Below are 26465 nucleotides of genomic sequence, written 5' to 3'. Positions count from 1 at the left end.
GGACGATCTCGTCGATCAGGGAGCCGGACTCGGTGGTGCCGTCCGCGGTGACTACGCTGAGCACGGGCGTGCCTTCCCGACCCGCGCGCCAACGCGGGTCTACTCGGTGACCATCACAGGATCATTCGGGAAGGTACGCCCTCCGCGTCCCACCCGGAGCTGATCCACAGGTCTTGAGCATTGCTCAGGGCATGCTCGACGCGGACGGAAGGGCATGGATGGCAGACGTGAGGACCGAGGCCGAGAGGATCGGCGAGACGATCAAACGGGCCCGGCAGCGCACCGGCCGCTCGCAGGCGGACGTCGCCACCGCACTGGGTTATCACCAGTCGAAGCTCAGCCGCCTGGAGAGCGGGCGGGGCACGGAGGACACCCGGGTTTTACGCGCTGTCGCGGCCGAACTCGGCATTCCTCTCCGCCTCCTCGGCCTGAGTGAATCCGACCCGTCCGTAGAACCGACCGACGACCCTGAGACAGAAGACATGCGCCGCCGCACCTTCCTCGCCGCGAGCATCGCGTCCCTCGCAGCTCCCACCGCACCTGCCACGGTTGCCCACGACGACCTCGTCCGGGCTCTTCTCCCGAGCCCACGCACGGCTTCCGCCCGAATGGACGGCATGGATCAGGAGCCCCTGGAGTCACGGGTCGCCGAGGCCCGGCGCCTCTTCCACACCTGCGACTACGCAGCGCTGGAGGCGACTCTTCCCAGCCTCATTGCCGACCTGCGCGAAGCTGCCGGCGATCACCAGGGCGATGCTGTGATGGCCGGGCTCCTGGCCACGGCCTATCAGACCTCCACGAGCTTGCTGCTCAAGCAGGGAGACCACGGCAACGCCTGGCTCGCCGTGGGCCGTGCCACGGCCGAAGCAGAACGCTGTGGCGACCCGGTCGTTCTCGCCTCCAGCGTCCGCGTCCACGCCCACGTCCTGACCCGCGAGAAGCACACCGCCCAGGCCGTCACCCTGGTCCGGCACACCGCGGGCCAGCTCGCTGGCTCATACGACCAGCGCTCCCCGCGCTACCTCGCGGCCGTAGGACTCCTCCTCCTGCGAGGCGTGACGGCCTCCAGCACGGCCGGCGATCGTGCCGCCACCCGCGAATTCCTCGACGAGGCCCGGGACATCGCCCGCTACGTCGCACTCGACCGACCCGATGCCTGGGCCAACTTCAGCCCCACGAACGTTGCCCTCCATGCGGTAAGCGCCTCGGTCGCCTTCGGTGACGCCGGCATCGCCCTGAACACCGCCGCGCCCCTCATGCGCCGTCACATCCCCGTCCCCGAACGCCGGGCGGCCCTGTGGGTCGAGGCCGCCCGTGCCTACAACCAGCAGGGCCGCCTCGCCGAGGGCTACCAGGCCCTCCGCATCGCCGAGACCTGCGCCGCCCAGGACGTACGCCGTCCCGCCGTCCGCGACCTGGTCGCCGACATGGCTGCCCGCGATCGGAGACGTACGCTGCCCGAGCTCCACCACTTCAGCCGCCGACTGGGAGTCCCCGCGTGAGCGCACAGCCGTTCCTTTACGTCGTCGTCTGCGCCGCCGGCATCGCGGGCGACGCGCACCGGCTGATCACCGCCGCGCAGGAGCAGGGCTGGGGCGTCGGCGTCGTAGCCACACCCCAGGGCCTCGGCTTCCTCGACACCAAGGCGATCGAGGCCCAGACCGGCTACCCGATCCGCTCGGCCTGGCGCAGCCCCGGCGACCCGCGCCCCCTCCCGCCCGCCGACGCCATCGCCGTCGCGCCGGCCACCTTCAACACGATCAACAAGTGGGCCGCCGGCATCGCCGACACCCTCGCGCTGGGCATCCTGTGCGAGGCGTACGGGATGGGCATCCCGACGGTCGTCCTGCCGTACGTGAACGCAGCCATGGCCGCACACCCGGCGTACGACCGGAGCCTGAACCAGCTGCGGGAGATGGGCGTGCTGGTCGGGTCGTACGAGCCGCACCGGCCGAAGGCGGGCGGGGGAGCGGACCGCTTCCGGTGGGAGGAGGCGCTAGAGCTCCTGGACGGCAGGGGCGCAGGTCTCTTCGGACGGTGATCCGGATCGAGACCCGCGCTCCTGTCGTCGGACGGAGAGGATCGGGCGGGTCTCCGTCAGTGGGAGGAGCCCGGACGCGGCTCCTCCTCCTGTCCCGGCAGCAGCCGCAGAGCGAGGACCGATCCGTCGGCATGGACGGAGACCGGGCCACCCCAATCCTTGTCGTAGCTGAGGTGGGGGCGGGCGTGGCAGCCGGCGTGGACGAGGGCCCGGTACTCCTCGACGTCGCCCCTGGCGAGGAGTCGGAAGACCTCCTCGTCCACACCGGAGAACGCCTCGATGCGGGGGCCATTGAGGCGGAAGACGTGGTCGGTGCCGACGTACGCGGTGCCGAAGAGAGTGTGGGCGGCGTCCTGGATGCTCATGGCGGCCGCGTGTTCGAGACCGGTGAAGCGTTTGCGGCCCTGCCGGTCGGTGAGGTGGCGGGCGGTGGCGTGGCCGGAGCCGGTGAACGCCATGAGGCCCGCCGCGGTGGTGTGGGCCAGGGACTCCTGGAACCAGGCGTAGTCCTTCGGCTGGACATGACAGCCCCGTACAGGCTCCGGCGTTACCAGGCCCTCGGTGGGCGGGTGGATGTCCGGCATCACGTTCGCCTGGAACGGCGGTGCGTTCAGGTTCGGCTCACGACCTTCCGCGGGGGACAGCCGTCCGCCGCTGCCGGGTGCCTGGAGGGCGTGGACGGTCATCGTGCCGCCGTCCGTCGGGAGCTGCGTGCTGAACAGCAGGCCGGGGGTCTCGTTCCACGCGCCGATGTGGACCGCCTCGGCGTGGGCCGAGGCGGAGGCCAGCTGGTCGGCGGAGGTGGCGGCGTCGCCGTGGTTGCCCTTGCAGGCGAGGGGGATGACGAGAGACGGCTCGCCAGGACGCCAGACCTCGGCGAAGTACTGCGGGCGGTAGCGGTACTTCACCTTCTCGCCCTTGTCCCTGCTTGTGAGGGCCCAGCCCGCGCGTAACACCGTGTCGGCGGGGACGATCGTCACCGAATGGTCGGGGAAGCGGCTGCGCAGCACGTGCTCCGCGAGGGTCAGCGCGAAGCCGATGCCGAGCTCGCCGGACTGCAGCGACTTGTAGTGGTCCGCGATGCGGTGGCCCTCGTCGGTGAGACCGAGGAAGGAGTCCCTGCCGCCGGCCAGGGCCTGGGTGTATTTCAGCGCGCCCCAGTGCTCCGCCAGTCCCCGTCCCGCGCCACGCCACGAGAGGGCGGTGGCCCGGGCGAGGGTGTGGAGGACGTCCCAAAGGGTCACTTCGAACTGCCGGGGCAGCTCCGTCGACGGGATCGGGACGAGGGCGGGCTTTCGGCGAAGCGGCTTGTCCTCGTTCTCCTTCCGCTTCTTGTTGTCCGCCGTGATGGCAGCTTCCACCTTGCCGATGAGTGCGTCGTCGGAGTGAATGGAGATGTTCGACGGCTGGGCCAGGTCCTGGAGTACTTCCTCGGTCGGCTTCAACAGCTCTCCTTCACGGTGTGCGAGGGCGGTTCGCCATCAGCTGGACCGTACGGAAGGGGGGAGCGGCGCACGCAAGTGCGCAGGGGCGCGTGGTCTGGACTTCGGCACGGCGGCGGACAGTGTGCAGCCGGTGGCAGGGAAGACCCCCGCCACCGGCTGGTTGTTTGCATGGAGGATCTGGCCCGTTCCTGCTATTTCTCTTGGGTCATGAATCGGCGCCTGCGGCAACGATGCCGCACAGGCGGTCGTATTCGAGCATGTCCTCGTGGGTCATGAACTGGACGAGGGCCATGTGATGGTCCAGGGCGTAGGAATAGATCAGCTTGGCGAGTTCGGTGAGGGCTGCTTTGGCTTCGGTTCCTGCTTCGGGGTCGTGGATACGAACGCCGGCGGCCTGGAATTCTTCGAGAGTCGCGTCATCGGCGATTGCCTGCTCTTCGTCGGTGAAGGGGCGGCCGTCGAGATGATGGAAGGTGCGGGTGCCCCACGGTCGGTCGAAGTCCGTGTCGAATAGCAGGGCCATGACGTGGGGGCGGGGTGCGGGGGAAGGGGTGGGCATGGAGGTTTCCTTGTGACTGGTCAGAAGGTGTACGGGGTGAAGGGGAGAGCGGGTTCGATCATGAGCTTGAGCAGGCGGTCGAACTCGGCTCGTTCGTCCTCCGTCATGAGGGCGTGGGCGTTGCCGAGGTTCTTCTCGTCGAGCTGTTCCATGAACGGGGCGAGGAAACGCTGGATGGCTTCGGGTGCTTCCTCGTGCGTCCGGAGGTACTCCAGGTAGCGCGAGTGCTGGGACTTCAGCTCTTCGAGGTCGGCACGGGTGGCCTTGAAGACCGCTTCTCGTTCCTCCTGGGTGAAGGGGCGGCCGTTTCGATGGGACCAGGAGCCGGTTTCGCGGAAGTGCTGGAAGTTCGCGTCGCAGAGCAGGGCGACGATCTCGGGGCGTGCTTCGGACGGGGGCATGCGGGATTCCTTCCGGGGGTTGGTCGGAAGGTCAATTGTTGGGAGAATCGCCGGTTAGGCTAACCGGCGATTCTGGGCTATCTTTCCGCCTCGTTTCGCGGGTCAGCGCTGCCTTCGGGTGTTGTTCGAGGTCCTGGCGTCGAGGTGTGCCGCACGTTGCTGCGAGGAGGCGGCAGCGCTGCCTCGTCCATGCGTGCTGCGGGAGTTCTGGGGATCGGCGGGGAGGTCGGCCATCCGTCGTAGCCGCCACACGAGCACGTCACTCATGCGCTCCGCCGTGTCCAGCTCCCTCCGAGCGGCTGCCTGCACCAGCAGAGCGGTGGGGTTGTGGCCGGTGGTCCGGGCTTCGTCGAGGGTGGCTGCGAGGGCGGGCCATCCGCGTTCGGCGAGGACCTGGTCGGCCAACTCGGGCAGGGCTTGGCGCAGGGTGGCGGCGTGATGGCGTTGCCAGGCAGGGGTCAGACGGCTGCCCCGCTGGTGGAGGAAGGCCATGGGGAGGTCGGCAGCGGCGGGATAGGCGGCGCGGAGGTGCGCGGCGGTCCGCTGGGCGGCTTCGGCCTGCTGGAAGTGCTGCTTCCTGGCGTGCCAGTGGGCGGCGGCGGTGGTCAGGAAGAGCAGCATGTCGATGACCATTGCGGTGGTGGCGCCGTCCTCGCCCCGGCCGAGGGTCGGGCCGCTGTGCACGAGGTCGCGGGCGGCTTGGCGCAAGGCGTGATCGTGGCCGCGTGCGGCGCGGACGTGGGAGCGGGAGGCGCGTTCGAAGGCGGCTGCTGCGGCTTGGAGTTCGTGGCGGGTGTGGACGGCAGAGGTTTTGGCGAGGGCGTCCAGGACCTCCCCTGCGGCGGCGATCTGCGCGGCGATGACACCGTCGTCGCCGTGGTCGATGACGAGCAGGGCCTGCCAGGCGGCCGTGGTGGCACGTCGGCGTGCGGACGCGGGCCCGGTCACCCACGGCTGGGAGGGCTCCGAGGAGAGGGCTTCCGCGGATGTGGTCCAGCGTTCACGGATCCGGGGCAGCGAGAGGTCTGGGGCGAGCTTGGAACCGGAGTAGAAGACCGGCTCGCCCTTGCCGTTGCGGTCATCAGGGAGGGCGACGGTGTAGCCGAGGGTGTCGCCCGAGGGTGCGATGCGCCGCCGGACGAGTAGACCGGCCGAGGCGAGGCGGTCGAAGAACTCCTCCTCACTGGCTGCGCCGGCCACCGAGCGGCGGACTTCCTCGCGCAGCTTCTCGCGTGGGGTGCGCTGTCGGCCGAGGTGGGCGGCTTTGTGGCGTTCGGCGCTGGTGGGCCGCGTGGCGGCGGTACCGTCCCCCGCCGCCACGCGGTGGAGGCCGTAGTCGACTTCGATCTGGCGGCATTCGGTCTGGGCACGCTTGGCGGAGCGGTGGTGGTCGGGGCGGCGGCCGTCTTCACGGACGAGCGTGGCGATGAGGTGGATGTGGTCGTCGGCATGGCGGACGGCTGCCCAGCGGCAGCCCGCGCCGTCGCCGGGGTCGATCCCGGTGGCGGCGATGACGCGGCGGGCGACATCCGCCCATTCGGCGTCGGTGAGAGTGCGGTCGCCAGGGGCGGCGCGGACGGAGGTGTGCCATACGTGGGTGGTGGGGCGGGCATCTTCGTCGAGGAGGTGCAGGGGCTCGTCCAGGAGCTGGGCGAGGTCGGCGAGAGTGACGCTGGGGTCGCGGCCGGGGTCGGGGGCGAGGCCGTCGAAGGAGGCGACGAGGTGGGGGTCGGTGTGTTCCTCGCGGCGGCCGGGGCCGTAGAGGTAGGCGAGCAGACGGACGGTGTTGCGGCCCTGCTTGTGGATGCGGGGTATCAAGCGGCGGTGCCTTCGGAGTTCGGGTCGGTGAGGCGGGCGGTGACGTGGCGGACCTCGTCGACGGCATGGCGGACGGCGGCAATGGTGTCCTCCAGACCGCCGGGGTAGGCGCCGCTGTTGAGCGCGTGGGCGGCCTGGTTGAGGTTGTTGTTCGCGTACCCGAGCTGGCGCCGGAGCGCGAAGAGGGCTGTCAGAGCGTCCTGGCGGGTGGCGATGGCGGCTGCGGTGCGGTCGAGGTCGCGGGCGGCGGCGAGTCCGCTGTGGGCGAGGAAGCCGGCGACGCTCATGCCGACCGCTTCGGCGCCGGCGGCAACGGTCGCGTGCTCGGCATCGCTGAGGCGGACGCTGTGCGCGCGGCGCTGCGTACGAGCGCGTACGCGGGACTTGCCCCGGCGACGCCGCACCGGCTGCGGTCCGCCCTCGGCCGCAGCGCCTCCCTCCCGCGCCCCCTGGAGCGGGAGGGTGCCCGTCACCCCCGGGGCGGGCACGGGTTCGGACGCACCCCCGACGGGGGAGTGTCCGAACCTCCAACTTGCTCCGCCCGGGGCAGGGCCGGCGGTCATCTGCAGGTGGGTGGGTGCTTCGGTGTGGTCGTCGTACATCGGGGGTTCCTTGGAGTCAGTGCTGCGCAGGTGCGGGACGAGAGGGCTTCAGGGCGTGACGGCGAGGTTCTTGATGGTGGCCGCTTCCTCCATGACGGCGTCGACAGCCCTTTTGGCGCGGGCCCTGTCGACGGTGAAGCCTTGGGCGCGAGCAGCGTTTTCGACGGGGGTTCGGGAGACGTGGCCCGTCTCGCTGTGGATCTGGCGGGCGAGCCGCAGGAGGTAGGCGTCGGTGGCCTTTGTCTTGCGCTCGCCGGGCTTTGGCGTCGCCCTCGGCGACGGCGCGGTGGTGGGGACCGGCGCCTTGGCGGATGCGACGGGGGCCGCAGGTGAAGCAGCCGGCGGAATGGGTGGTTTCGGTGCGGGCTTGGCGGCCGGTGGTGCGTGGCGGTCGGTGGCAATGGCGGAGGACGTGGCGCCTGGCGGCTGTGGTCCGCCACTGGGCGCCTTGGCGGTTGGCGGTTCCGCCGCCGTCACCTTGTTGGCGGTGAGGTGGCGGTTGATGACGAGGTACAGGTGGACGGCGCCGGCGAGGGCGAGCGGGGCGATGGCGGACAGGGCGCCGACCGTGGCGTTGTTGAGGTGGAGGCGGGCCTGTTCGTTGAGGCGGATGGCGTGCAGGGCGTTGGCCCAGATGCTGGCGCCGGTCGCCAGGGTGACGAGGGTCCACACGTACAGCCGGGAGCGGAGCGGGGCGGTGCGCAGGATGAGCAGGGCGGTGACGCCGAGGGCGATGAAGCCGTCGATGATGAGAGGGAAGAGGTAGGTCAGCGGTCCACTGATGTGGGCGGCGACGGCCATCTGCCGCAGGGCGTCGTAGGAGAGGACGAAGCCGACGACGGCGATCAGGGTGATCCCCATGAGGAGGGGACGTCCTCGCTGCTCGATGGCGGGGCGTATCGGGGCAGGGGCAGGCACGGGCAGGACTCTCCGAGGGCGGTGCGGGGGAGCGGATGGGGGCCGTCGGGGGTCAGGCGACGGGCTTTGTGCGGCGGCGGTCGGGGCCGTCGAGGATGACCCGTTCGGTCATCTGGGCGAGGCGGGAGGAGACGCGGTCGCCGAGGGCCGAGCGCAAGGCTTCGGTGATGAGGTTGGTGGTGATCAGGGTGGGGCGCAGATGCTCGTACCGGTGGTTGATCAGTCGGTAGGTGAGCTCCTCGGTCCACTCGCTGGTCTTCGCCGCGCCGAGGTCGTCCAGGAGCAGCAGCGGGCAGCGCATCAGGCTCTGCAGGTCGCGCTCGCTGTCGAACCCGGGGCGTGGGCGCAGCCGGGCATACAGGTCGGCGGCGGTGACGGCTTCCCAGCGCAGGCGGACCCCCGCGGCGAGCAGGGCGCGGATGGCGCCGTACGCCTGGTGGGTCTTGCCGGTGCCGGTCGGGCCGACGATCCGCAGCGAGGGTCCCTCCGCGATGCCCGGTGCGCCGGCAGGGCCGGTGCGCCCGGCGCGGGCGATTTCGTCCACCCAGGCGGTGACCTGGGGGTGGTCGGCGAGGGCGTGGCGGTAGCGGGCGGGGATACGGCCTTCGGCCAGTACCAGTGCGGTGACCGGCTCAGGTGCCGGCTCCTGGGCCTCGGCGTCGGGGGCGATGCCGCGCCGGGCCAGGATGTCGCCGAGTCGGCTGGTGATCCGGGCGGGCTGCTGGGGAGTGCGGGTGAGGGCGGTGGCGGTCAGAGGTCGCCTCCGTAGGCAGCGGCGGTGTCGGCGGGGTTGGTCCACGGCTGGTGGGCAGCGGCGGCGGGGGTGGCGTTCATGGCCTCGTGCACGAGGCTGGGCAGGGTGCTCGGGTGCAGACCCTTGGCGCGGTGGCGGTCGAGGCCGGCGCGGATGTGGTTCGGGGAGATGCCCTCGGCGAGGAGCTTCTTCACCTCGCGGCCGAGGTGACTGAGCACGTCCTGCGGCGGGCGATGGGGGCACGCGGCGGCGTACTCGCCGATCAGGTCCTTCGCCGAGACCGAGCCGGGCGCGGGGGCGCTTGTGCCCCCCAACGGGGTAGATCCTAGATTCCTGTTCCTAGGTCCTAGATCCGGACGGTGAGGGCTCAGGGAGGGTTCGGGGAGTCCTCCGTGAGGCTGCGGTGAGTGCTCACGGAATCGGCTCTGAACTGCGGATTCGCCGTTCCCGGAGGGGTCCGTGAGCCCTTCCGGTCCTGTCACGGAAGGCTCGGTGAGTCCTCCCGGACGACTCGCGGAAGTCTCCGCGAGGGCTCCCCGCATCTGCGGTGAGGGCTCACGCGGCACCCCGAGATCATGGTGCGGGCACGGGGGAGTACGGATGCCGCTGGGCCGGTTGATCTTCTGGTGCTTGGCGAAGGTGACGATGTGCAGGTACCGCTTGCCGTCCTCGCCCTCGTAACGGCAGATCAGCCCGGCGTCGTCGAGCTGGATGAGGTCGTCCTCGACCGCCTCCGGCCCGTGCTCGCGGCGTAGCGACCACAGCTGGCCGGCGATGACCGCTGCCTGGTCGCGGAACCGGCCCTGGTCGTCGGCCTGGGTGAGCAGTCCGAAGAAGGTCCGCTCGGCGGACAGGGACACCGCCGCGAGGGACTCGGACGAGAACGCCTCGGGCTTGATGGTGCGGATACGGGCGATGGCGATCGACCGCCTTTCAGGGGGGCAGGGGAATCCGGCGTCGCCGGGGTGCATGGCCAACACAGCCACACCTGGTGCGCAGAAGTCCAGACTTTTCTAGGAATTCTGAGCAACTCCCCGGCATGTCGTGCCGACGGGTCCGGCCACTGTAGAGGCGAATTCCCGGTCGACGAAATCACCGCCGAAAATCACCGCGCGATCGGCATCGCTCACGGCAGACAGGAATGCCCTTCCGGACTGGTCGGCGCGCAAGCTACAACACCACCCATGCCGCCACGACCCCTCGCCATCGGACCCGCCGGACACGCCGCCGCCCACGCCATCGAACGCACCCGCACCGCCCGCGGCTACTCCCAGCGCCAGCTCGCAGCCCGGGTCACCGCACTGGGCCGGCCCATGACCTTCACCGCGCTCTCCCGCATCGAACGCACCGTCCGCCGCTGCGACATCGACGACCTCGTAGCCATCGCCACAGCCCTCGGAATCGCCCCGCAGACCCTTCTCGCCGGCGCCCTTACGCACTCAGGGGCGGCCGGGGTGGGCGAAATATAGCCGACGATCCCCGGTTTCCCTAACCGGGGATTCTCCGGATCATTGTGGATCCCGGAACGCCCGTAGGTCCGGTCCCCGCCAGAGCCATGTCAATTTCCCGAAAGAGACACCTTGCGTCGATCCCCGATAACCGCCACCCGCCGCTCCGAGGAAAAGCTCACCGTCGACGAGCTCTGCGAAGAGTTGCGGATTTCCCGGTCTACCTTCTACGACTGGCGCCAGAAGGGACGCGCGCCCCAGTGCGTGAAACTCCCGAACGGCAGCCTGCGCGTCCGCCGCAGCGACCTGGAGAACTGGCTCACCGACTGTGAGGCCGCCGCGTGACCAACCGGTCCTACAAGGTCCGCTTCTACAAGACGGAGGTCTACAAGGGGAAGCGCGGCACCACCCACACCGTCCGCTGGTCGGTCGACGGCCGGCGACACGGCGAGACGTTCAAGAAGAGCGCGCTCGCCGAGTCCTTCCGCGCCACCCTGCTCGTCGCCGCCAACAACGGCGAGCCCTTCGACCTGGACACCGGCCGCCCGGCCTCACACGCCGCGCCCTCCACCGAGATCACCTGGTACGAGTTCGCCCTCCAGTACGTCGACATGAAGTGGTCCCGCATCTCGGCGAACAACCGCATCAGCACCGCCAAAGCCCTGACCAAGGCCACGCTCGCCCTCCTCCGGGCCGAACCTGTCCAGTACGAGGGCGTCGACGTCCGCAAGGCGCTGCGCGAGTACGCCTTCAACAAGAACCGCCGGGACGAGGCCCCGCCCGAGTACCGGGCGATCCTGGCCTGGATCCGCCGCAACTCGCTCCCGATGAGCGCCTGGGAGGACACCAAACACGTCGACGCCGTCCTCCACGCCCTCGACACCGTCCTCGACGGCACGCCGGCCGCCGCCAGCTCAGCCAAGCGCTACCGCCGCATCCTGAACGTGGCCCTGCGCCACGCCGTCCGCCGGAACGTCCTCCGGGCCAACCCCATGCCCAAGGGGAAGGAGGACAACGCTGCCCCGAAGTCCTCCGGCGCCGTCGACAAGCGCTCCCTCCTCAACCCCCACCAGGTGGCCGCGCTGCTCATTTGGATCGCCGGCCGCCCCCGCACCGGCCACCGGCTCACCGTGTTCTTCGCGGCCCTCTACTACGCCGGCCTCCGCCCCGAGGAAGCGGTCGCCCTGCGAGTCGAGGACGCCGTTCTGCCCGCGGCCGGCTGGGGCGAGCTCCGTGTCCACACGGCCGAGCCCGAGGTCGGCAGCCACTGGACCGACGACGGCGAGGTCCACGAGACCCGTAACCTCAAGGGCCGCGCATCCGGAGACACCCGCACCGTCCCCGTCCACCCCGACCTGGTCGCGAGCCTTCGGGACCTGATCGCACGCGAGCAGCTCAAGCCTGGTGACCTGCTCTTCCCCGGAGAGAAGGGCGGCCTCCTGGCCGGCTCGGTCTACCGGCGCATCTGGGCCAAGGCCCGTGAGGCCGTCCTGCCCGAGCACGAGTACGACTCGCCCGTCGGCAAGCGCGTGTACGACCTCCGCCACACCTGCCTGACCACCTGGCTCAACAACGGCATCCCGCCCGCCCAGGTCGCCGACTGGGCCGGCAACAGCGTCCCGGTCTTGCTCTCCACCTACGCCCGCTGCATCACCGGCCAGATCGCCGAACTCCAGCAGCGCATCGAAGGGCCCCAGTCCCTGCCCGGTCCGCGGTTGCCTTCGCGCGCCGGCCCTGTTCGTGCCGCAGTCTCTTCGGCGAGAGATGCTCGCGCACGGTGACGCTTCGGCGCGATGCTTATCGTGCGTTGCCGACCGAGCTGCGCCTTGAAGGCCGTTGGGTCCGATATGCCGTCGCGTGACGCGGCCGGTTACTGCGACCAGCGGGAAAGGTGCCCGAGAAGCCTTGCAGCTGGCTGCGGGAGGCTCTGTCAGGGGCGGATGGCACCATGCCCCGCATGAATCTCGCACACCCGCTCGACGGCCTGGACGCTGTGCCCTGGGCATCTTCCTCCCACGCGTACGGCAGCGCGGAAGACGTTCCCGACCTGCTCCGGGCTCTTACAGGTACGGACGCCGCTGCGGCGTCCGAAGCGCTGTCGGAGCTGTACGGGAGCGTGCTGCATCAGGGGACGGTCTACGCGGCCAGCATGGAAGCGGTGCCGTTCCTCGCCAGGATCGCGGCGGCGGGCCACCGTACGGTTGACGTCCTCGGGCTGCTCGGTGGCATGGCCGAGAGCGAGGACGAGTACGGGGTGGCGCCGGGTGGTGTCCGGGCGGCCGTGGCCGCGCAGTTGGAGTTGCTTCTGCCGTTGCTGGCCGATGGCGAGTCGGACGTCCGGCGGACCGCCGCCTGGGCGGTTTCGCACACTCGCGACGGCAGAACCGTCCTGCCCGCCCTGGAGATCCGCTGGGCGGAGGAGACCGAGCCCGCAGTCCGGGCCGAGGTCCTGGCCGCGACCGCTCGGCTCGACCCGGAGCGTGGAGCGGCTGAGGCGGTTTACGTCCTGGACCCGTCCCAGCCTGCCGTGGTGCGGCTGGCCGCCCTCTTCGCCTGCCTCGACGCAGGCGCTCCGTGGTCTGATTCCCTGCACGCGACGATGCTGTCGCTCTTGCCGGCCGACTCCTTGCGTTCCGACTTCGACCTCGAACGCGGCGAGCCGCTGGCCGCCGTCGTCGAGGCCCTCCTGGGGCGGGCTCACGGACCGGCGCGGGAGGCGGCGTTCGCCCTGGTCGATGCGGCCCTGCGCGACAGCCGGGCCGAGGTTCGGGCCGAAGGCGTCTGGGCGGCCGACCGCGCCTGCATGCTCTCGCGCAGTGCCCCGGAGCAATTGGCGGAGAGCCTGTGTGCGGCGGCTGTCGACGACAAGGCAGTGGTGGACATGGCGTCTCTCCTGGCGCGGCTGGGCCGCGCCGCCGAACCCGCTGCGGACGTGCTCGCCCCTCTCGCGGGACGGAACCTGGACCGGGGGGACGATCACGCCGACCGTGCTCTGGCCGCATTCGTGCTCGTCGCACCCGAGCAGGCTGCCCCGTTCCTCGCCGCCGGCCTCGGGCGCCGCCCGCGTGCCCTCGACGCGGCGACCGGAATGTGGGACGAGGAGAGCGCGGCTTTCCCGTTCGACAGGGAACTCCGCGATGCCGTTCGCTCCCGCCTCTCCCAGCCTGCGGCGCTCAGCGGCAACGAACCGTGGCAGCTGACCAGTCTCTTGGCCGGGTGGGGCGCCGAGGCGGCGGCTGCGCTGCCCGAGCTGTGCGCAGCGGTTCCCCATATTCCCGGCCAGGCCACACGTGCCCTTGTCTCCGTCGCGGCAGATTGCGCTCCAGCGGATCGCGACATGGCTGTCGCCGCGCTGCGTGCGGCAGCCCAACGGGACATCCTCCCGGCGGCGAAGGCCCTGTACGACCTCACGAGCGAACCCGCGCCGCTACTGCGATGCCTCGAACAGGAACTCGGCCGGGGTGGCCGCGATCCGCGCGACGCAGCCAGGACCGCTGCCGTACTCGGTTCCCGCGGAGCGGCTCTGGCTCCACTCCTGCATGGGGCGCTCAGCGACCCGGGCAAGGACACCACGCCCGCGCTGGACACGGATACGGCCCTTGCCGAAGCTCTGTGGCGCGTCACAGGAGACCCGGAACCCGTCGTCGCCGTCCTCGCGTCGGTCTTCGACCGCGCCGCGCAGAGCCAGTGGGCCCGCTGGGCGGTGGTGAGAGCCGCCCGGGCGGCCGCGCTCCTGGGCCCTGCCGGCCGTCCGCTCACCGCCAGGCTGGAAGCGGCCCTCGACGATCCGGTGCAGGCGCCGGCCGTCGTCCTGGCCCTCGTAGCCGTGGCGGACCCTGCCGCCCTGGACCACGCCGCGCTCGCCTCCGCCGCCCTGGCCTCGGCCGAGTGGGACGCCGATCCGGCAGGGGCCTGCGACGCCCTGGAAGCCCTCGGACGCGCCGCCCTGAACGACGACCACCTGCGCCGGCTCGAAGTCCTCGCAGACGGCGACCCCCGGGTCGTCCGCTCGGGAGTCGAGAACCGCATCATCCGCCAGGACGAAGCCTTCCGGGGCCGCGCCCGGGCGCTCCTCGCCACGTTCAGGAACGCCGCGGCGTCCTGAACGAACGACCACGAGCGTCGTGCCGGCGGCGCGGGACGTTCCCCTGCGCCCCGGCCTACTCGGGCACCCCGGTCGACTTGGGTTCCGGCATGTGAACGGGCATGACGCCGAGAACGAGGTTCTCCATGGCCTCGGGCATACGGCCGAATCGGGCCGGCCAGTCGTTGACGACGTACAGTTCACCGTCCTCGTCCAGCCCGAGGAACGCGTGGCCGCCGGCGAGTTCTCCGACCGGGAAGAGGTGGTGGCCGATCTCCTCGCCCCATCCGCCGAACCGGTCGGCCTCGCCCAGCGCCAAGAGCGGGTCCAGGTCGAAAGGCTCCCTGGCGCGGGTGATGCCGGCACCGCCGTGCCCGACCGCCAACCCGCCGAACTCGCGCAGGAAGTCCTCGGCAGCGTCATGGGAGCGGAAGCCGTCCTGCTCCAGTAGCTGTTTCCACCCCGCCGTATCGACGGCCCGTCCGGGGTACCAGCCCGCTTCCCGCAGGACCCGCTCCACCTCGGACGACCAGGCGTGCGGCTCCACCGGCCTCACGGCGCCATCGGTGTGCACCAGGCCCGCCGCGAACACGACGGCCTCCGCCGGGTCGGGCGTCGCCAGCCGGACGATGTCTCCCCGCCTGTCGCGGCCCACGACCTCGTACCCGTCGGGGCGGGCGAACATCGCCGGAAGCGGCGCATGTCCCCACTCCTCCCAGCTGTTCTCCCCAGACACACTCAGCTGCTGCATCGAGACCCAGGGGTACATCGCGCCGAGCATGGTGTCACGGCCGGCTGCCTCGATCAGGCGTCCCAGGGACGGCGGCCCCTGCCGCTCGTCTACAGGCCGAGGACAGTACGTCTCCAGCAGCTTCGACCAGGCTGCCGCATGTGCGGGCGACACGGAGGTGGAATCCATGCACCGACCCTGACCGCGCCGAATGCTTCCGTCAATGGACGGCTCTGTGGCCACCGGCATTAGCCGTGTGACGATCCCGGGGTGAACGCTCCAGAAGATCTCTCCGCCGCCGAGCGCGCATTCATGCTGAACGCCTTTGAGATCGACATCCTGCCGGGCGTCCGCGGCGATCTGGACGAACCCCTCGCATCGGCGCCGCCTGGAGAGCTGGTTCCCATACTCCTTCCCCTGATCGACAAGGGGTGGATCGACGTGTGCCGCGTCATCCCCTGGACGCCCCCGAGCGGAGGCAGCGGCTTCCAGCCCGGCCCGCCCCTCGCCCGCGAGGAACTGCTGAACGCCCTGACCGACGCGGACAGCTGGGAGTACCCGGAAAGCGGTGACTGGATCGGCTGCGTGACGCTCACGCACACACCGGCGGGCCGTCTGATCTCCTGGTGAGTCCCTCTCCTCTTCAGCGGTCCGGAGAAGAGCCCAGTTCGCCCGAGGCAGACGGGGAAGAGCGCGAAAGGACTGGTCACGGCCCGGGGGCTATGTCAACGTGGACGACCGCCCGAGCCCTCGACCACGTGGAGGCGCCCCTGTACCCCCAACACTCCAGCGATTCCCGTCCTCCCGAACCTCCGTACTGGGTCACTCCTCGCCACTTGGCGGGCGATGACGAGGCCCTGGCTGACCAGGTCGGCGCGGCCCTCGCCGCCGCAGACTGGCGGATGTGGCCGACCGCCCGTGACACCCTCCTCTACACGAGCCCCACCGGGCTGTGCGGCGCCGAGTGGACGCGCGCCGCCTGTTCGTTCGAACTGGGAGACCTTCCGGTTGCCTGGCAGATCTCCGCCCGGTCGCATCCCGGCAGCACCCTGCCGGAATGGAACGCGTACTTCACCGCCGGCGTCCCCCACGAGACCCTGATCGACTTCCTTCTCGCTCTCGACGCCCACACGGAGCCGGCCTTCTGCTTCGACAGCCCAGAGGCTGTGCTGGCGGCGGTCTGCGCCCAGGGCTGGGCCCGCGACATCGACCGTCCGCGCACCGCCGCTCTTGCCCCCGGACTCACGGCCGGAATCTCCCTGGAGGAAGTGCCTTCGCTCGTTCGTGATGCCGACCCGCGGCCCGGGAGACTCGGCTGGCAGGCGTGGGCCGAACCCCGCGTCGGTGATGCCTACCTGTGGTGTGCGGCCTTCAGCGGCAGTACGCCGCATGACCTGGTCGCGGTCTTCGCCTCCTCGCTCGCCTCGCCACACCCTGTGCAGCGCTCAAGCCTGCCCGCCGGAGTCGAAGGGCAGCTCACCGTCATCCACCCGGGGTCCCAACGGCAACGAAAAGCACGCGGACCGGAGTGAGGCAGGGCAGCGGGCGGCCCCGAAACTTCGGGAAGTTTTCGGGAAATCCAGCCGCCAAGGGCCGTCTCTGACCGGATCCAGCCGTACAGATCCAGCCATCGGAGGTGCCCTGGCCGACACCTCCTCCGCTGACCGAAAACCACCCCTGACCAGCAAAAAGACCCTCCCGAAGGAGGGTCTTTCGTCATGCGCCCCCGGCAGGACTCGAACCTGCGGCCAAGTGCTTAGAAGGCACCTGCTCTATCCGCTGAGCTACGGGGGCCGGTTGGCCCTGGGCCTGGTGGCCCGGGTGGGTGGGGTGGGGCTGCCGGGACAAGGATAGGGGTCCTGGCGGCTCGGCCCGGGTGCTTCGCCTGCGTGGCACTATGTGGAGGTTCGGTGAAGCGAACCGATAATCGCAGGCAGGTGCGATTTGCGCAGCGCTTTTCGCGCCGTGCGCGGCGGGTGTTGTGCACTCGTTATGCCCGGGGTTCCGGCCGGGCTTCTCTTCTTCGGCGCGCAGGGTAGCCATACGCTTCAAAAACGCTCATAAATTGGGCATTCTTCGCATGTGGTGACCTTGGACGAACGGCCTCAGCTGATCGACGCACTCTCCGCCCTGCGCGACCGAGTCGCGGCCGTGCGTCTTCCCCTGCCTCTGCCCGACGTGCCGCGCGCCCGGCAGACGCGGGCCGAGCTCCTCGCGCAGCTCGACGACTACCTGGTGCCGCGGCTGAAGGACCCCGACGCGCCGCTGCTCGCCGTCGTGGGCGGGTCGACGGGGGCCGGGAAGTCGACGCTCGTGAACTCGCTCGTCGGGCGGCGGGTCAGCGAGGCGGGGGTGCTGCGGCCGACGACGCGGACGCCGGTGCTCGTCTGCCACCCCGAGGACCAGCACTGGTTCGCGGGGCTGCGGGTGCTGCCGCAGCTCACGCGCGTGTGGCTGCCGCAGGCCGACGAGGACCACCCCGGCGACGACGGCGACGCCGAGGACAACGCGCTGCGGGTCGAGACCGCCGCCGGACTGCCGCGCGGGCTCGCCCTCCTCGACGCGCCCGACATCGACTCCCTCGTCGTCGAGAACCGGCTGCTCGCCGCCGAGTTGATGTGCGCCGCCGACATCTGGGTGATGGTCACCACCGCGTCCCGGTACGCCGACGCCGTGCCCTGGCATCTGCTCCGTACCGCCAAGGAGTACGACGCCATGCTCGTCACCGTCCTCGACCGGGTGCCCCACCAGGTCATCGGCGAGGTCTCCCGGCAGTACGAGGCGCTGCTCGACAAGGCCGGGCTCGGGGACGTACCCCGCTTCACCATCCCCGAGCTGCCCGAGTCCACCGGCGGCGGCAGCGGGCTGCTGCCCGAGAGCGCCGTCGCCGCGCTCCGCGGCTGGCTCGCGCACCGGGCCGAGGACCCGGCCGCGCGCCAGCAGGCCGTCTCCCGTACCGCCACCGGCGTCATCGACTCGCTCGACCGGCGGCTCCCCGAGCTGGCGGGAGCCGTCGCCGCCCAGTACGCCGCCGCCGTACGGCTCCGGGGCGCGGTCGAGAGCGCCTACCGGCGGCAGGGGGCCCGGGTCAGGAAGGAGCTGGGGAAGGGGGCCGTGCTCGCCGGGGACGCGCGGGCCCGGTGGCGCGCCTACCCGCGTGACAGCACCGCGGACGAACTCCTCGACGCCCTCGCCGAGTCCCTGGCCGCCCTCCTCCACTGCGCCGTCTCCGCCGCCGAGGAATCGATTCGCGACGCCCATCGGCGGGAGCCCGCCGCGGCCGCTCTCGGGGCCGTCTCCGGCGGCGGTGGCGACCGGGCCGTCGCCGAACGGATCGGCCTGGAGGTACGGCGCTGGCGGCGGGTCCTGGAGGAGCTGGCCGAGGAGGAGGTGCGGGGCGTGGAGAAGCCCGCGGGGCGCGGCGCCGCCCGCGCCGCCGTCCCCGACGCCGAGACCGTCGCCGCCCTGCTCGCCGCCTCCCTCCTCGGCGGCCGCCGCGCCCGGCCCGCCGGCGAGCGGCTCGCCGAACTCCTCGGCGCCCAGGCCGCCCTGCGCCTGCGCGACAAGGGCGGCGACCTCGTCCTCACCCATGTCGACCGCGTGCTGCACGCCGAGCGCGACCGGCGCCTCGCGCCGCTGGACGCCCTCGGCGTCACCCCCGAGCCGCAGGCGGAGCTGATCGCCGCGCTCTCCGTACTGCAGAAGGAGAAGTGACGTGGCCCGGAAGGCGACGGAGAAGGTGACCGAGAAGGTGACGGAGAAGGTGTCGGAGAGGGGGACCGAGAGGGGGACCGAGACGGTGTCGGAGGCGGCGGGGAGGCCGGCGGAGAACGGCGGCCGCGAGCGGTGGGACGACGGGCTGATCGCCCGGCGGGCCGCCGAGCGGCTCGCCCCCGGGAACGCTGCTCCCGAGGGCGACGCCGAGGCGGAGGCCGACGCGGAGGACGCGCGGGGGTTCGGCGGGACGTACGGCGGCGGGCTGCGGACGCGGCTCGACGCCCTCCACGAACTCGTCGGGCTCTCCCGCACCCGGGTCGACGGCGGCGCGCTGGCCGAGGCCGGGCGGGTCCTGGACGAGGCGGCCGCCCGCCAGCGGCTCTCCTCCCGGCACACCGTCGTCGCCCTCGCCGGCGCCACCGGCAGCGGCAAGTCCACCCTCTTCAACGCCCTCGCCGGAGTCTCCGTCTCCGAGACGGGGCTGCGCCGGCCCACCACCTCCGCGCCGCTCGCGCTCACCTGGTCGGAGGGGGCCGCCGGACTCCTCGACCGGCTGGGCGTGCCCGGGCGGCTGCGTCGGCGCCCCCTCGCGGGCGGCGCCGCCGACGCCGAGCTCCAGTCGCTCGTCCTCATCGACCTGCCCGACCACGACTCGGCCGTCACCGCGAACCGCGACCAGGTCGACCGGGCGCTCGGCCTCGTCGACGCCGTCATCTGGGTCGTCGACCCGGAGAAGTACGCCGACGCCGCCCTCCACGAGCGGTACCTGCGGCCGCTCGCCGGGCACGCCGAGGTCACCTTCGTCGTCCTCAACCAGGTCGACCGGCTCGGCGCCGAGGCCACCGAACTCGTCCTCGACGATCTGCGCCGCCTCCTCGACGAGGACGGCATGGCCCTCGGCGAGCACGGCGAACCCGGCGCCACCGTGCTGCCCGTCTCCGCCCTCACCGGCGAGGGCGTGTCCGAACTCCGCGAACTCCTCGCCCGTTTCGTCCAGGAACGCACCGCCCCCGAGCGGCGCATCGCCGCCGACATCGACGCCGCCGCGGCCAGGCTGCGGCCCGCGTACGTCGCCGCCGACGCGCGGGCGGGCCTCGGGGAGCGCAGCCGCGAGGAGTTCGGCGGCCGGCTCGCCGTCGCCGTCGGCGCGCAGGCGGCGGGCGAGGCCGCCGAGCGGGTCTGGCGGCGCGGCGCCATCCGCGCCTGCGGCTCGCCGTGGCTGCGGCTGCACCGCTGGTACGAGCGCAAGCGCGCGCACGGCTCCACCGACCCCCGGCTCGCCGCGCCCGTCGAGGACGAACTGACCGCCCGGCAGCGCGTCGAGCAGGCGGTGCGGATCGTCGCCGACGAGGCCTCGCGGGGGTTGCCGGCGCCGTGGGCCCACGCCGTACGGGAGGCCGCGTCGCGCGGCGCCGAGGGGCTGCCCGAGGCGCTCGACGAGCTGACCGTCACCCTCGGCGATCCCGCCGCCCGGCCGCCGCGCCCCGCCTGGTGGCCGGCCGCCGTCCTCGCGCAGGCCCTGATGACCCTCCTTCAGCTCTTCGGCGCGCTGTGGCTGGTCGGCCAGATCGTGGGCGTCGTGGAGCCGGGGCTGCTGCCGCCGGTCCTGGTGATGCTGGGCGGGATCGCCGGCGGCCCGCTGATCGAATGGGCCTGCGAGAGCGCGGTGCGGGGACCGGCCCGGCGGTACGGGCAGGAGGCCGAACGCAAGCTCGCGGAGGCGGCCGCCGCCTGCGGCCGGGCCCGGGTCCTCGACCCCGTCTCCGCCGAACTCCTGCGCTACCGCGAGGTGCGCGAGCAGTACGCGAAGGTGGCCGGCCCCCGGCCCTCGCCGAGGATCGTCGGCGCCGGCGGCCGCGCGGCCGGCCGTGGTGGCGGCCGGGGCGGCGCCCTGAGGCTGGGCGCGACCCGGACGGGAGCCCGGATCCGGTAGGGGATCCGTACGCACCCTGTCCGTCCGCCTCCAGCGGTCCGTCGATCCCTCGTCCGGGTGGGTGAGTTGTCCACAGCCCGTCGGTCGTCCACAGGCGCCGGCGGGCTTTCCGCCGCCCCGCCAGCATGGTCCTCACAGCGGCCGACCGGGCGCGGGAAGAGGGACGGACATGAACGACACGACGGTGACGCTGGTGGGCAACGTGGCGACGGCGCTGGACTTCCGGGACACACCGGCCGGGCCCGTGACCCGCTTCCGGTTCGCGGTGACCGCCCGGCGGTGGGACCGCGAGCGGGCGGTCTGGGCGGACGGCGCCACCAGCTTCTACACGGTCTCGGCGTGGCGGGCGCTCGGGGCCAATCTGATGGCCTCCGTCTCGGTGGGGGAACCGCTCGTGGTGCACGGGCGGCTGAAGGTCCGTGAGGACGAGCGGGACGGGCAGCGCAAGACCTTCGTCGACGTGGACGCGCTCGCCGTCGGGCACGACCTGACGCGGGGGACCTCGGCGTTCAGGAGGACCTCGCGGGCGGAGCCCCGGGCCCCGGGAGGGAGCGACCTGACGGAGAACGAGGAGGCGCCGGGACCCGTGCCGAGGCTCGCTCCGGCGGACGGAAAGGACCCCTGGACGACCGCCGCGCACCAGCTGGTAACCGCTCCCTGACCTTGAGTTGTGGGGATTTGTCGACCAACTCGCCGAGGACATAACGATTCCGAGACGGAATGGTTGTCTCACCGTATGACCGGGGACCGGGCGCTTCCGCCTCCCTAGGATTCCCGAGTACTCATGCGGCACGTGAGCCCATCGAGTCACTGAGTCTGCTGGCGGGCGCTCCCCCCACGCGAATCGACCAAGTTCGCGGAGCGACTCGCCCGGAGGGGAATGCAATGTTTTCAGTTCGTGGGCGTACTGCTGCCCGCTTGGCCGCGGCGACCCTGGTCTCGGGCCTGGTCGCCTCCAGCGCGATAGCCCTCGCGGGACCGGCGATGGCCGACGGCGGCGCCGACGCGACGCTGGGCGGACTCAAGGAGTCCGGCAAGATCTGGATCGGTCCCGAGGACGAGGAGGGCAACAAGCCGATCAGCGGCGGCCTCTTCGAGCTGACCGTGGACGGCGGCGGCTCGCTGCAGGCGTACTGCATCGACCTGCGGACGCCGACCGACCCGGGGACGAAGTACAAGGAGACCGACTGGGACAAGTCGACCCTCCACGACAACCCGAACGCCGGCAAGATCCGCTGGATCCTGCAGCACTCCTACCCCGAGGTGAACGACCTCAACGCGCTGGCCGGCAAGGCCGGCGTCGCCGCCCTCACGGGTGACGAGGCCGCCACCGCGACCCAGGCCGCGATCTGGAAGTACTCGGACGACGTCGAGGCCACCCCGGTCGACCCGGAGGCCAAGGCGCTCACCGCCTACCTGGTCGCCGAGGCCGCCAAGGCGCCGGACCAGGAGGAGCCGAAGGTCTCCCTGGCCGCCGCCCCGGCGTCCATCGCGGGCAAGGCCGGCGACAAGATCGGCCCGGTCAAGGTCACCACCACGGCCGCCGACGGCGCCGTCAAGGTCTCCCTGCCCGCCGACGCCCCGGCGAACGTCAAGGTCGTGGACAAGGACGGCAAGGCCGTCACCTCCGCGGGCAACAACACCGAGCTCTTCCTGGACGTCCCGGCCGGCACCCCCGACGGCACGACCAAGATCGGTCTGCAGACCGAGACCGAGGTCGCGATCGGCCGTGTCTTCGGCAGCGTCGAGGGCCACGAGCAGACCCTGATCCTGGCCGGCAGCAGCAAGTCCACGGTCAACGCCGAGGTCACCGCCGCCTGGGCGAAGAAGGGTGCGGTCCCGGCCGTCACCGTCGCCGAGAACTGCGCCAAGGGCGGCCTCGACATCACCGCCTCCAACGAGGGTGACGAGGACTGGACCTTCGACGTGAAGGGCGTCTCCTACACGATCAAGGCCGGCGAGTCCAAGACCGTCACGGTCCCGGTCGCCGAGGACACCGCGTACGACTTCACCATCACGGGCCCGAACGGCTTCTCGAAGTCCTTCCAGGGCGTCCTCGACTGCAAGACCGCCCCGAGCCCGGAGCCGTCCACCGGCACCCCGTCGGCGACCCCGTCGACCGGTACCCCGTCCGAGACCCCCTCGGCGAGCCCGTCCACCCCGGCGCCCGGCGCCACGGACGCCTCCACCGGCACCACCGGCACCACCGGCGGTGACCTGGCCGAGACCGGTAGCTCCAACGCCACCCCGATGATCGCCGGCATCGCCGTCGCGCTCGTCCTCGCCGGCGGTGGCGCGGTGTTCTTCCTCCGCAAGAAGAAGGCCGCCGGTCAGTAGTCACGGCAGAGCATGACGTCACGGGGTGACCTCACCCGGTGACCCCCGACGGCCCCGGACGCACCCGCGTCCGGGGCCGTCGCGCGTACGGGTTTCCGCCTGAGGGCGGCAGTGCGGCAAGATGGGTGTATCTGCCCACTCACTCTCTTGCCGGACGGTTTCTCTTGGCTGAGTACATCTACACGATGCGCAAGACGCGCAAGGCGCACGGCGACAAGGTCATCCTCGATGACGTGACGCTGAGCTTCCTGCCGGGTGCGAAGATCGGTGTGGTCGGCCCGAACGGTGCCGGTAAGTCCACCGTTCTGAAGATCATGGCGGGCCTGGAGCAGCCGTCCAACGGCGACGCCTTCCTCTCCCCGGGCTACTCGGTCGGCATCCTCATGCAGGAGCCGAAGCTCGACGAGTCCAAGACCGTCCTGGAGAACGTCGAGGACGGCGTCGCGGAGATCAAGGGCAAGCTCGACCGGTTCAACGCCATCGCCGAGGAGATGGCCACGAACTACACGGACGCGCTCATGGAGGAGATGGGCAAGCTCCAGGAGGACCTGGACCACGCCGAGGCGTGGGACCTCGACACCCAGCTGGAGCAGGCCATGGACGCCCTGGGCTGCCCGCCCGGCGACTGGCCGGTCAACAACCTCTCCGGTGGCGAGAAGCGCCGCGTGGCGCTCTGCAAGCTCCTCCTGGAGGCCCCCGACCTGCTGCTCCTCGACGAGCCCACCAACCACCTCGACGCCGAGTCGGTGAACTGGCTGGAGCAGCACCTCGCCAAGTACAAGGGCACCGTCGTGGCCATCACCCACGACCGGTACTTCCTCGACAACGTGGCCGAGTGGATCCTGGAGCTCGACCGCGGCCGCGCCATCCCGTACGAGGGCAACTACTCGACCTACCTCCAGAAGAAGGCCGAGCGCCTCAAGGTCGAGGGCAAGAAGGACGAGAAGCGCGCCAAGCGCCTCAAGGAAGAGCTCGAGTGGGTGCGGTCCAACGCCAAGGGGCGTCAGGCCAAGTCCAAGGCGCGTCTCGCGCGCTACGAGGAGATGGCCGCCGAGGCCGACAAGATGCGGAAGCTGGACTTCGAGGAGATCCAGATCCCGCCGGGCCCGCGTCTGGGCTCCGTCGTCGTCGAGGTCAACAACCTCTCGAAGGCCTTCGGCGAGAAGGTCCTCATCGACGACCTCTCCTTCACCCTGCCCCGTAACGGCATCGTCGGCATCATCGGCCCGAACGGCGCCGGCAAGACCACGCTGTTCAAGATGATCCAGGGCCTGGAGACCCCCGACGCCGGCGAGATCAAGATCGGCGAGACGGTCAAGATCTCCTACGTCGATCAGGGCCGCGCCAACATCGACCCCAAGAAGACGCTGTGGGCCGTCGTCTCCGACGAGCTGGACTACATCAACGTCGGCCAGGTCGAGATGCCGTCCCGCGCCTACGTCTCCGCGTTCGGCTTCAAGGGCCCGGACCAGCAGAAGCCGGCCGGCGTGCTCTCCGGCGGTGAGCGCAACCGCCTCAACCTCGCGCTCACCCTCAAGCAGGGCGGCAACCTGCTGCTCCTCGACGAGCCCACCAACGACCTCGACGTCGAGACCCTCTCCTCGCTGGAGAACGCCCTCCTCGACTTCCCCGGCTGCGCCGTGGTCGTCTCCCACGACCGCTGGTTCCTCGACCGAGTGGCCACGCACATCCTGGCCTACGAGGGCGACTCCAAGTGGTTCTGGTTCGAGGGCAACTTCGAGTCGTACGAGAAGAACAAGGTCGAGCGGCTCGGCCCGGACGCCACCCGTCCGCACCGCGCCACGCACAAGAAGCTCACCCGGGGCTGAGGTCGTCGTGGCGAGACACATCTACAGCTGCCCCCTCCGCTGGTCGGACATGGACGCCTTCGGGCACGTCAACAACGTGGTCTTCCTCCGCTACCTGGAGGAGGCCCGGATCGACTTCATGTTCCGGCTGGCACCGGGGGACGGCAGCCCGTCCTTCTCCGGCGGGTCCGTCGTGGCCCGCCACGAGATCGACTACCTCCGCCCGCTGGTCCACCGGCACGAGCCGGTGACCATCGAGTCGTGGGTCACGAAGATCGGCGCGGCGTCGCTGACGATCGCGTACGAGATCAAGGACCCCGAGGTCACCTACGTACGGGCCTCGACGGTCGTCGTGCCCTTCGACCTGGAGACGCAGCGGCCGCGCCGCATCTCCGAGGAGGAGCGCAGCTTCCTCCAGGAGTACGTCGACGACGGGATGACGTCCGCCGCATGACCGTGCTCGCCCCGCTGCACTTCGCCGACCCCAGGGAGGCGGCGGCCCTCGCCGCCTTCCTGACCCGGCTGGTGCACTACGACCGCGCCGCCGCCGTCCGCCTCCAGGCCGCCGGCGGCGCGCTCGCCGTCTTCGGACGCCCGCCGTCCTTCGAGGTCCTGGCGATCCGCACGGCCCGCCTGGAGGACGCGGTCGACCTCGACGTCACCGTCTCCGCCGGCGAGCTGCTCGACGGCGTCGAGGAGACGTCCGGCAAAGCCGTCGTCCCCGCCGCCGTCACCGGCCCGCCGTGGGCCGGCGTCCTGCCGCCGCGCACCGGCTGGCGGCCCGTCGAGGGCCTGCCGGACGCGGCGGAGCTGCGCGGGGCGGTCGCGGCCGCCGTCGCCGAGTTCCGCCGCCGCGACGAGGAGCTGCCCGAGGAGCGGCGCACCCGCGCCGAGCGCGACCGCGTCGGCCGGGAGATCTGGTCCCGCGTCCTCGGCACCACCGGCCTGCCGCTGCGGGCCGTGCACGCCGCCCAGTCGCTCGGCTTCCTCCCGCCGCGGGACGTGCCGGTCGCCCTGATGGCCGCCGGGCCGTGGCTGCGGCTGCGCACCCCGTACGGCTCCGTCGCCCTGCGCACGGCCCCGGCCTCGCTGACGGTCACCCCGGCGCCGTAGGCCGCGCGGCACCCGCACCCGCACCCGCGGGTGGGCCGCGCACCGTCCGCGCCGTGGGCCGCGCGCCGTCCAGGCCCCGCGGCGCCCCGTGGGCCCCGTGGGCCCCGCGGCGCACCCCCCGTACCCCCGGCGCCCCCCGGCCGTCACCAGACCCGTTCGCCCGTGCCCTCCAGGGCGACCGCCGTCACCGACAGGGCCGCCGCGAGGACCAGCAGCACCGCCGGGATCACCAGCGACCCCCGGGCGACGTTCTCGTCGGCCGGGACCGGGTCCATCCGGCGCGCCGGGTCGTAGGCGATCGTGAGCCGCTTGCCCGCCTCGCCGAGCTTCTCCTCCCAGGCGAACCGCTGCGGGTAGCCGCCCGGGCAGTCCAGCGTGTGGTGGTACAGCCGCTTCGGCTCGGGACCGCCCTCGCCGAAGGTGGGATGGTCGGTGACCCGCACCTTCCCCACCACCACGCACTCCACCGTCGCCCCGCGCACCCGCGAGTCCCGGGCCTCGATCCACACCGCGCCCAGGCCCGCGAGCAGCAGGATCAGCGCCAGGACGCTGCCGCCCTCGCGGAAGAGCGCGTTGTGCGCCGCCACCGCGAGCCCGGCGAGGACCAGGCCGACGAGGACCGCGAGCGCGGTCGGCGTGCCCAGCGGCGAGTGCATCGACCAGCTTCCCCACAGGTGCAGCAGCACCCCGGCACCGAGCGGCACGGCCACCGCCCCGGCGTACGCGAGCACGCGTCCCATCCCGACCACCCCCGGGC

General features: G+C 71.7%; 25 protein-coding genes and 1 tRNA gene. 15 read left to right on the top strand and 11 right to left on the bottom strand.

Translation table 11 applies throughout. From position 1 onward, the window contains the following. Positions 1-218: 218 nt before the first annotated feature. On the top strand, positions 219-1502 hold the full coding sequence (locus tag AB0E19_RS09410; RefSeq protein ID WP_359713307.1) for a helix-turn-helix transcriptional regulator: 1284 nt from the start codon (positions 219-221) through the stop codon (positions 1500-1502). Then, positions 1499-2041 (top strand): flavoprotein, encoded by a 543-nt coding sequence (locus tag AB0E19_RS09405; RefSeq protein ID WP_359713156.1) that lies wholly within the window; start codon positions 1499-1501, stop codon positions 2039-2041. The genes AB0E19_RS09410 and AB0E19_RS09405 overlap by 4 nt, the downstream gene beginning before the upstream one ends. Positions 2042-2097: 56 nt before the next feature. On the opposite strand, the gene AB0E19_RS09400 is transcribed toward AB0E19_RS09405, so the two are convergent. The 8 genes from AB0E19_RS09400 to AB0E19_RS09365 form a co-directional block, all read right to left on the bottom strand. Then, positions 2098-3486, bottom strand: a complete 1389-nt coding sequence (locus tag AB0E19_RS09400; RefSeq protein ID WP_359713153.1) for a hypothetical protein — start codon at positions 3484-3486, stop codon at positions 2098-2100. A 205-nt stretch (positions 3487-3691) separates the two neighbouring features. Then, the gene (locus AB0E19_RS09395; protein WP_359713150.1) at positions 3692-4045 is read right to left on the bottom strand and encodes a hypothetical protein; all 354 of its coding nucleotides are present in this window, start codon (positions 4043-4045) and stop codon (positions 3692-3694) included. A 20-nt stretch (positions 4046-4065) separates the two neighbouring features. Beyond that, the gene (locus AB0E19_RS09390) at positions 4066-4446 is read right to left on the bottom strand and encodes a hypothetical protein (RefSeq protein ID WP_359713147.1); all 381 of its coding nucleotides are present in this window, start codon (positions 4444-4446) and stop codon (positions 4066-4068) included. 102 nt (positions 4447-4548) lie between these two features. After that, complete coding sequence (locus AB0E19_RS09385; protein ID WP_359713144.1) at positions 4549-6264, bottom strand: relaxase/mobilization nuclease domain-containing protein; 1716 nt, start codon at positions 6262-6264, stop codon at positions 4549-4551. Beyond that, positions 6261-6866 (bottom strand): plasmid mobilization relaxosome protein MobC, encoded by a 606-nt coding sequence (locus AB0E19_RS09380; protein WP_362175730.1) that lies wholly within the window; start codon positions 6864-6866, stop codon positions 6261-6263. The genes AB0E19_RS09385 and AB0E19_RS09380 overlap by 4 nt, the downstream gene beginning before the upstream one ends. Before the next feature lie 48 nt (positions 6867-6914). Beyond that, positions 6915-7727, bottom strand: a complete 813-nt coding sequence (locus AB0E19_RS09375) for a DUF2637 domain-containing protein (RefSeq protein WP_359713138.1) — start codon at positions 7725-7727, stop codon at positions 6915-6917. Positions 7728-7836: 109 nt separating this feature from the next. Then, positions 7837-8538: an ATP-binding protein gene (locus AB0E19_RS09370; RefSeq protein ID WP_359713304.1), complete on the bottom strand. Its 702-nt coding sequence runs from the start codon at positions 8536-8538 to the stop codon at positions 7837-7839. Continuing rightward, complete coding sequence (locus AB0E19_RS09365; protein ID WP_359713301.1) at positions 8535-9455, bottom strand: hypothetical protein; 921 nt, start codon at positions 9453-9455, stop codon at positions 8535-8537. Before AB0E19_RS09365 ends, AB0E19_RS09370 begins: the two co-directional genes overlap by 4 nt. A 267-nt stretch (positions 9456-9722) precedes the next feature. Between AB0E19_RS09365 and AB0E19_RS09360 the strand changes: the two genes are divergently transcribed. From AB0E19_RS09360 to AB0E19_RS09345, 4 genes are all read left to right on the top strand, one after another. After that, a complete protein-coding gene (locus AB0E19_RS09360) occupies positions 9723-10007 on the top strand; it encodes a helix-turn-helix transcriptional regulator (RefSeq protein WP_359713135.1) in 285 nt (94 codons plus the stop codon). 126 nt (positions 10008-10133) lie between these two features. After that, positions 10134-10331: a helix-turn-helix domain-containing protein gene (locus AB0E19_RS09355; RefSeq protein WP_359713299.1), complete on the top strand. Its 198-nt coding sequence runs from the start codon at positions 10134-10136 to the stop codon at positions 10329-10331. After that, on the top strand, positions 10328-11767 hold the full coding sequence (locus tag AB0E19_RS09350; RefSeq protein WP_362175725.1) for a site-specific integrase: 1440 nt from the start codon (positions 10328-10330) through the stop codon (positions 11765-11767). The genes AB0E19_RS09355 and AB0E19_RS09350 overlap by 4 nt, the downstream gene beginning before the upstream one ends. Before the next feature lie 176 nt (positions 11768-11943). Next, on the top strand, positions 11944-14091 hold the full coding sequence (locus tag AB0E19_RS09345; protein WP_362175722.1) for a hypothetical protein: 2148 nt from the start codon (positions 11944-11946) through the stop codon (positions 14089-14091). Positions 14092-14146: 55 nt separating this feature from the next. On the opposite strand, the gene AB0E19_RS09340 is transcribed toward AB0E19_RS09345, so the two are convergent. Beyond that, positions 14147-14851, bottom strand: coding sequence for an SUKH-3 domain-containing protein (locus AB0E19_RS09340; protein ID WP_362175719.1), 705 nt, complete (start codon positions 14849-14851; stop codon positions 14147-14149). A gap of 219 nt (positions 14852-15070) precedes the next feature. On the opposite strand from AB0E19_RS09340, the gene AB0E19_RS09335 reads away from it, so the two are divergent. Both AB0E19_RS09335 and AB0E19_RS09330 read left to right on the top strand, forming a co-directional pair. Further along, the gene (locus tag AB0E19_RS09335) at positions 15071-15430 is read left to right on the top strand and encodes a hypothetical protein (protein ID WP_150228245.1); all 360 of its coding nucleotides are present in this window, start codon (positions 15071-15073) and stop codon (positions 15428-15430) included. A gap of 128 nt (positions 15431-15558) precedes the next feature. Beyond that, entirely contained in the window at positions 15559-16332 is a 774-nt protein-coding gene (locus AB0E19_RS09330) for a DUF317 domain-containing protein (protein WP_150228244.1), read from the top strand. A 189-nt stretch (positions 16333-16521) separates the two neighbouring features. Here AB0E19_RS09330 and AB0E19_RS09325 read toward each other — a convergent pair. Next, positions 16522-16594: transfer RNA gene (locus AB0E19_RS09325), tRNA-Arg, on the bottom strand. A 297-nt stretch (positions 16595-16891) separates the two neighbouring features. Between AB0E19_RS09325 and AB0E19_RS09320 the strand changes: the two genes are divergently transcribed. The 7 genes from AB0E19_RS09320 to AB0E19_RS09290 all read left to right on the top strand — a co-directional run bounded on the left by AB0E19_RS09320 (position 16892) and on the right by AB0E19_RS09290 (position 25708). Further along, positions 16892-18514 carry a dynamin family protein gene (locus AB0E19_RS09320; RefSeq protein ID WP_362175771.1) on the top strand — a complete coding sequence of 541 codons (1623 nt, stop codon included), beginning with the start codon at positions 16892-16894 and terminating at the stop codon, positions 18512-18514. 85 nt (positions 18515-18599) lie between these two features. Next, on the top strand, positions 18600-20450 hold the full coding sequence (locus tag AB0E19_RS09315) for a GTPase (RefSeq protein ID WP_362175768.1): 1851 nt from the start codon (positions 18600-18602) through the stop codon (positions 20448-20450). Positions 20451-20619: 169 nt separating this feature from the next. Continuing rightward, entirely contained in the window at positions 20620-21111 is a 492-nt protein-coding gene (locus tag AB0E19_RS09310; RefSeq protein WP_362175715.1) for a single-stranded DNA-binding protein, read from the top strand. 257 nt (positions 21112-21368) lie between these two features. Next, positions 21369-22787, top strand: coding sequence for a Cys-Gln thioester bond-forming surface protein (locus AB0E19_RS09305; RefSeq protein WP_362175712.1), 1419 nt, complete (start codon positions 21369-21371; stop codon positions 22785-22787). 164 nt (positions 22788-22951) lie between these two features. Further along, a complete protein-coding gene (gene ettA, locus AB0E19_RS09300; protein WP_362175710.1) occupies positions 22952-24616 on the top strand; it encodes an energy-dependent translational throttle protein EttA in 1665 nt (554 codons plus the stop codon). A gap of 7 nt (positions 24617-24623) precedes the next feature. Continuing rightward, positions 24624-25049 carry a thioesterase family protein gene (locus AB0E19_RS09295; protein WP_360603174.1) on the top strand — a complete coding sequence of 142 codons (426 nt, stop codon included), beginning with the start codon at positions 24624-24626 and terminating at the stop codon, positions 25047-25049. Then, complete coding sequence (locus tag AB0E19_RS09290; RefSeq protein WP_362175706.1) at positions 25046-25708, top strand: hypothetical protein; 663 nt, start codon at positions 25046-25048, stop codon at positions 25706-25708. Before AB0E19_RS09295 ends, AB0E19_RS09290 begins: the two co-directional genes overlap by 4 nt. Positions 25709-25851: 143 nt before the next feature. On the opposite strand, the gene AB0E19_RS09285 is transcribed toward AB0E19_RS09290, so the two are convergent. Next, positions 25852-26448, bottom strand: a complete 597-nt coding sequence (locus AB0E19_RS09285) for a hypothetical protein (RefSeq protein WP_362175703.1) — start codon at positions 26446-26448, stop codon at positions 25852-25854. Positions 26449-26465 lie beyond the last annotated feature (17 nt).

It is taken from the genome of Streptomyces sp. NPDC047974 (assembly GCF_040653375.1).
Lineage (GTDB): Bacteria > Actinomycetota > Actinomycetes > Streptomycetales > Streptomycetaceae > Streptomyces.
The sequence above is the reverse complement of the archived record's forward strand: the minus strand, read 5'-3'. Positions and strand labels throughout refer to the sequence as shown.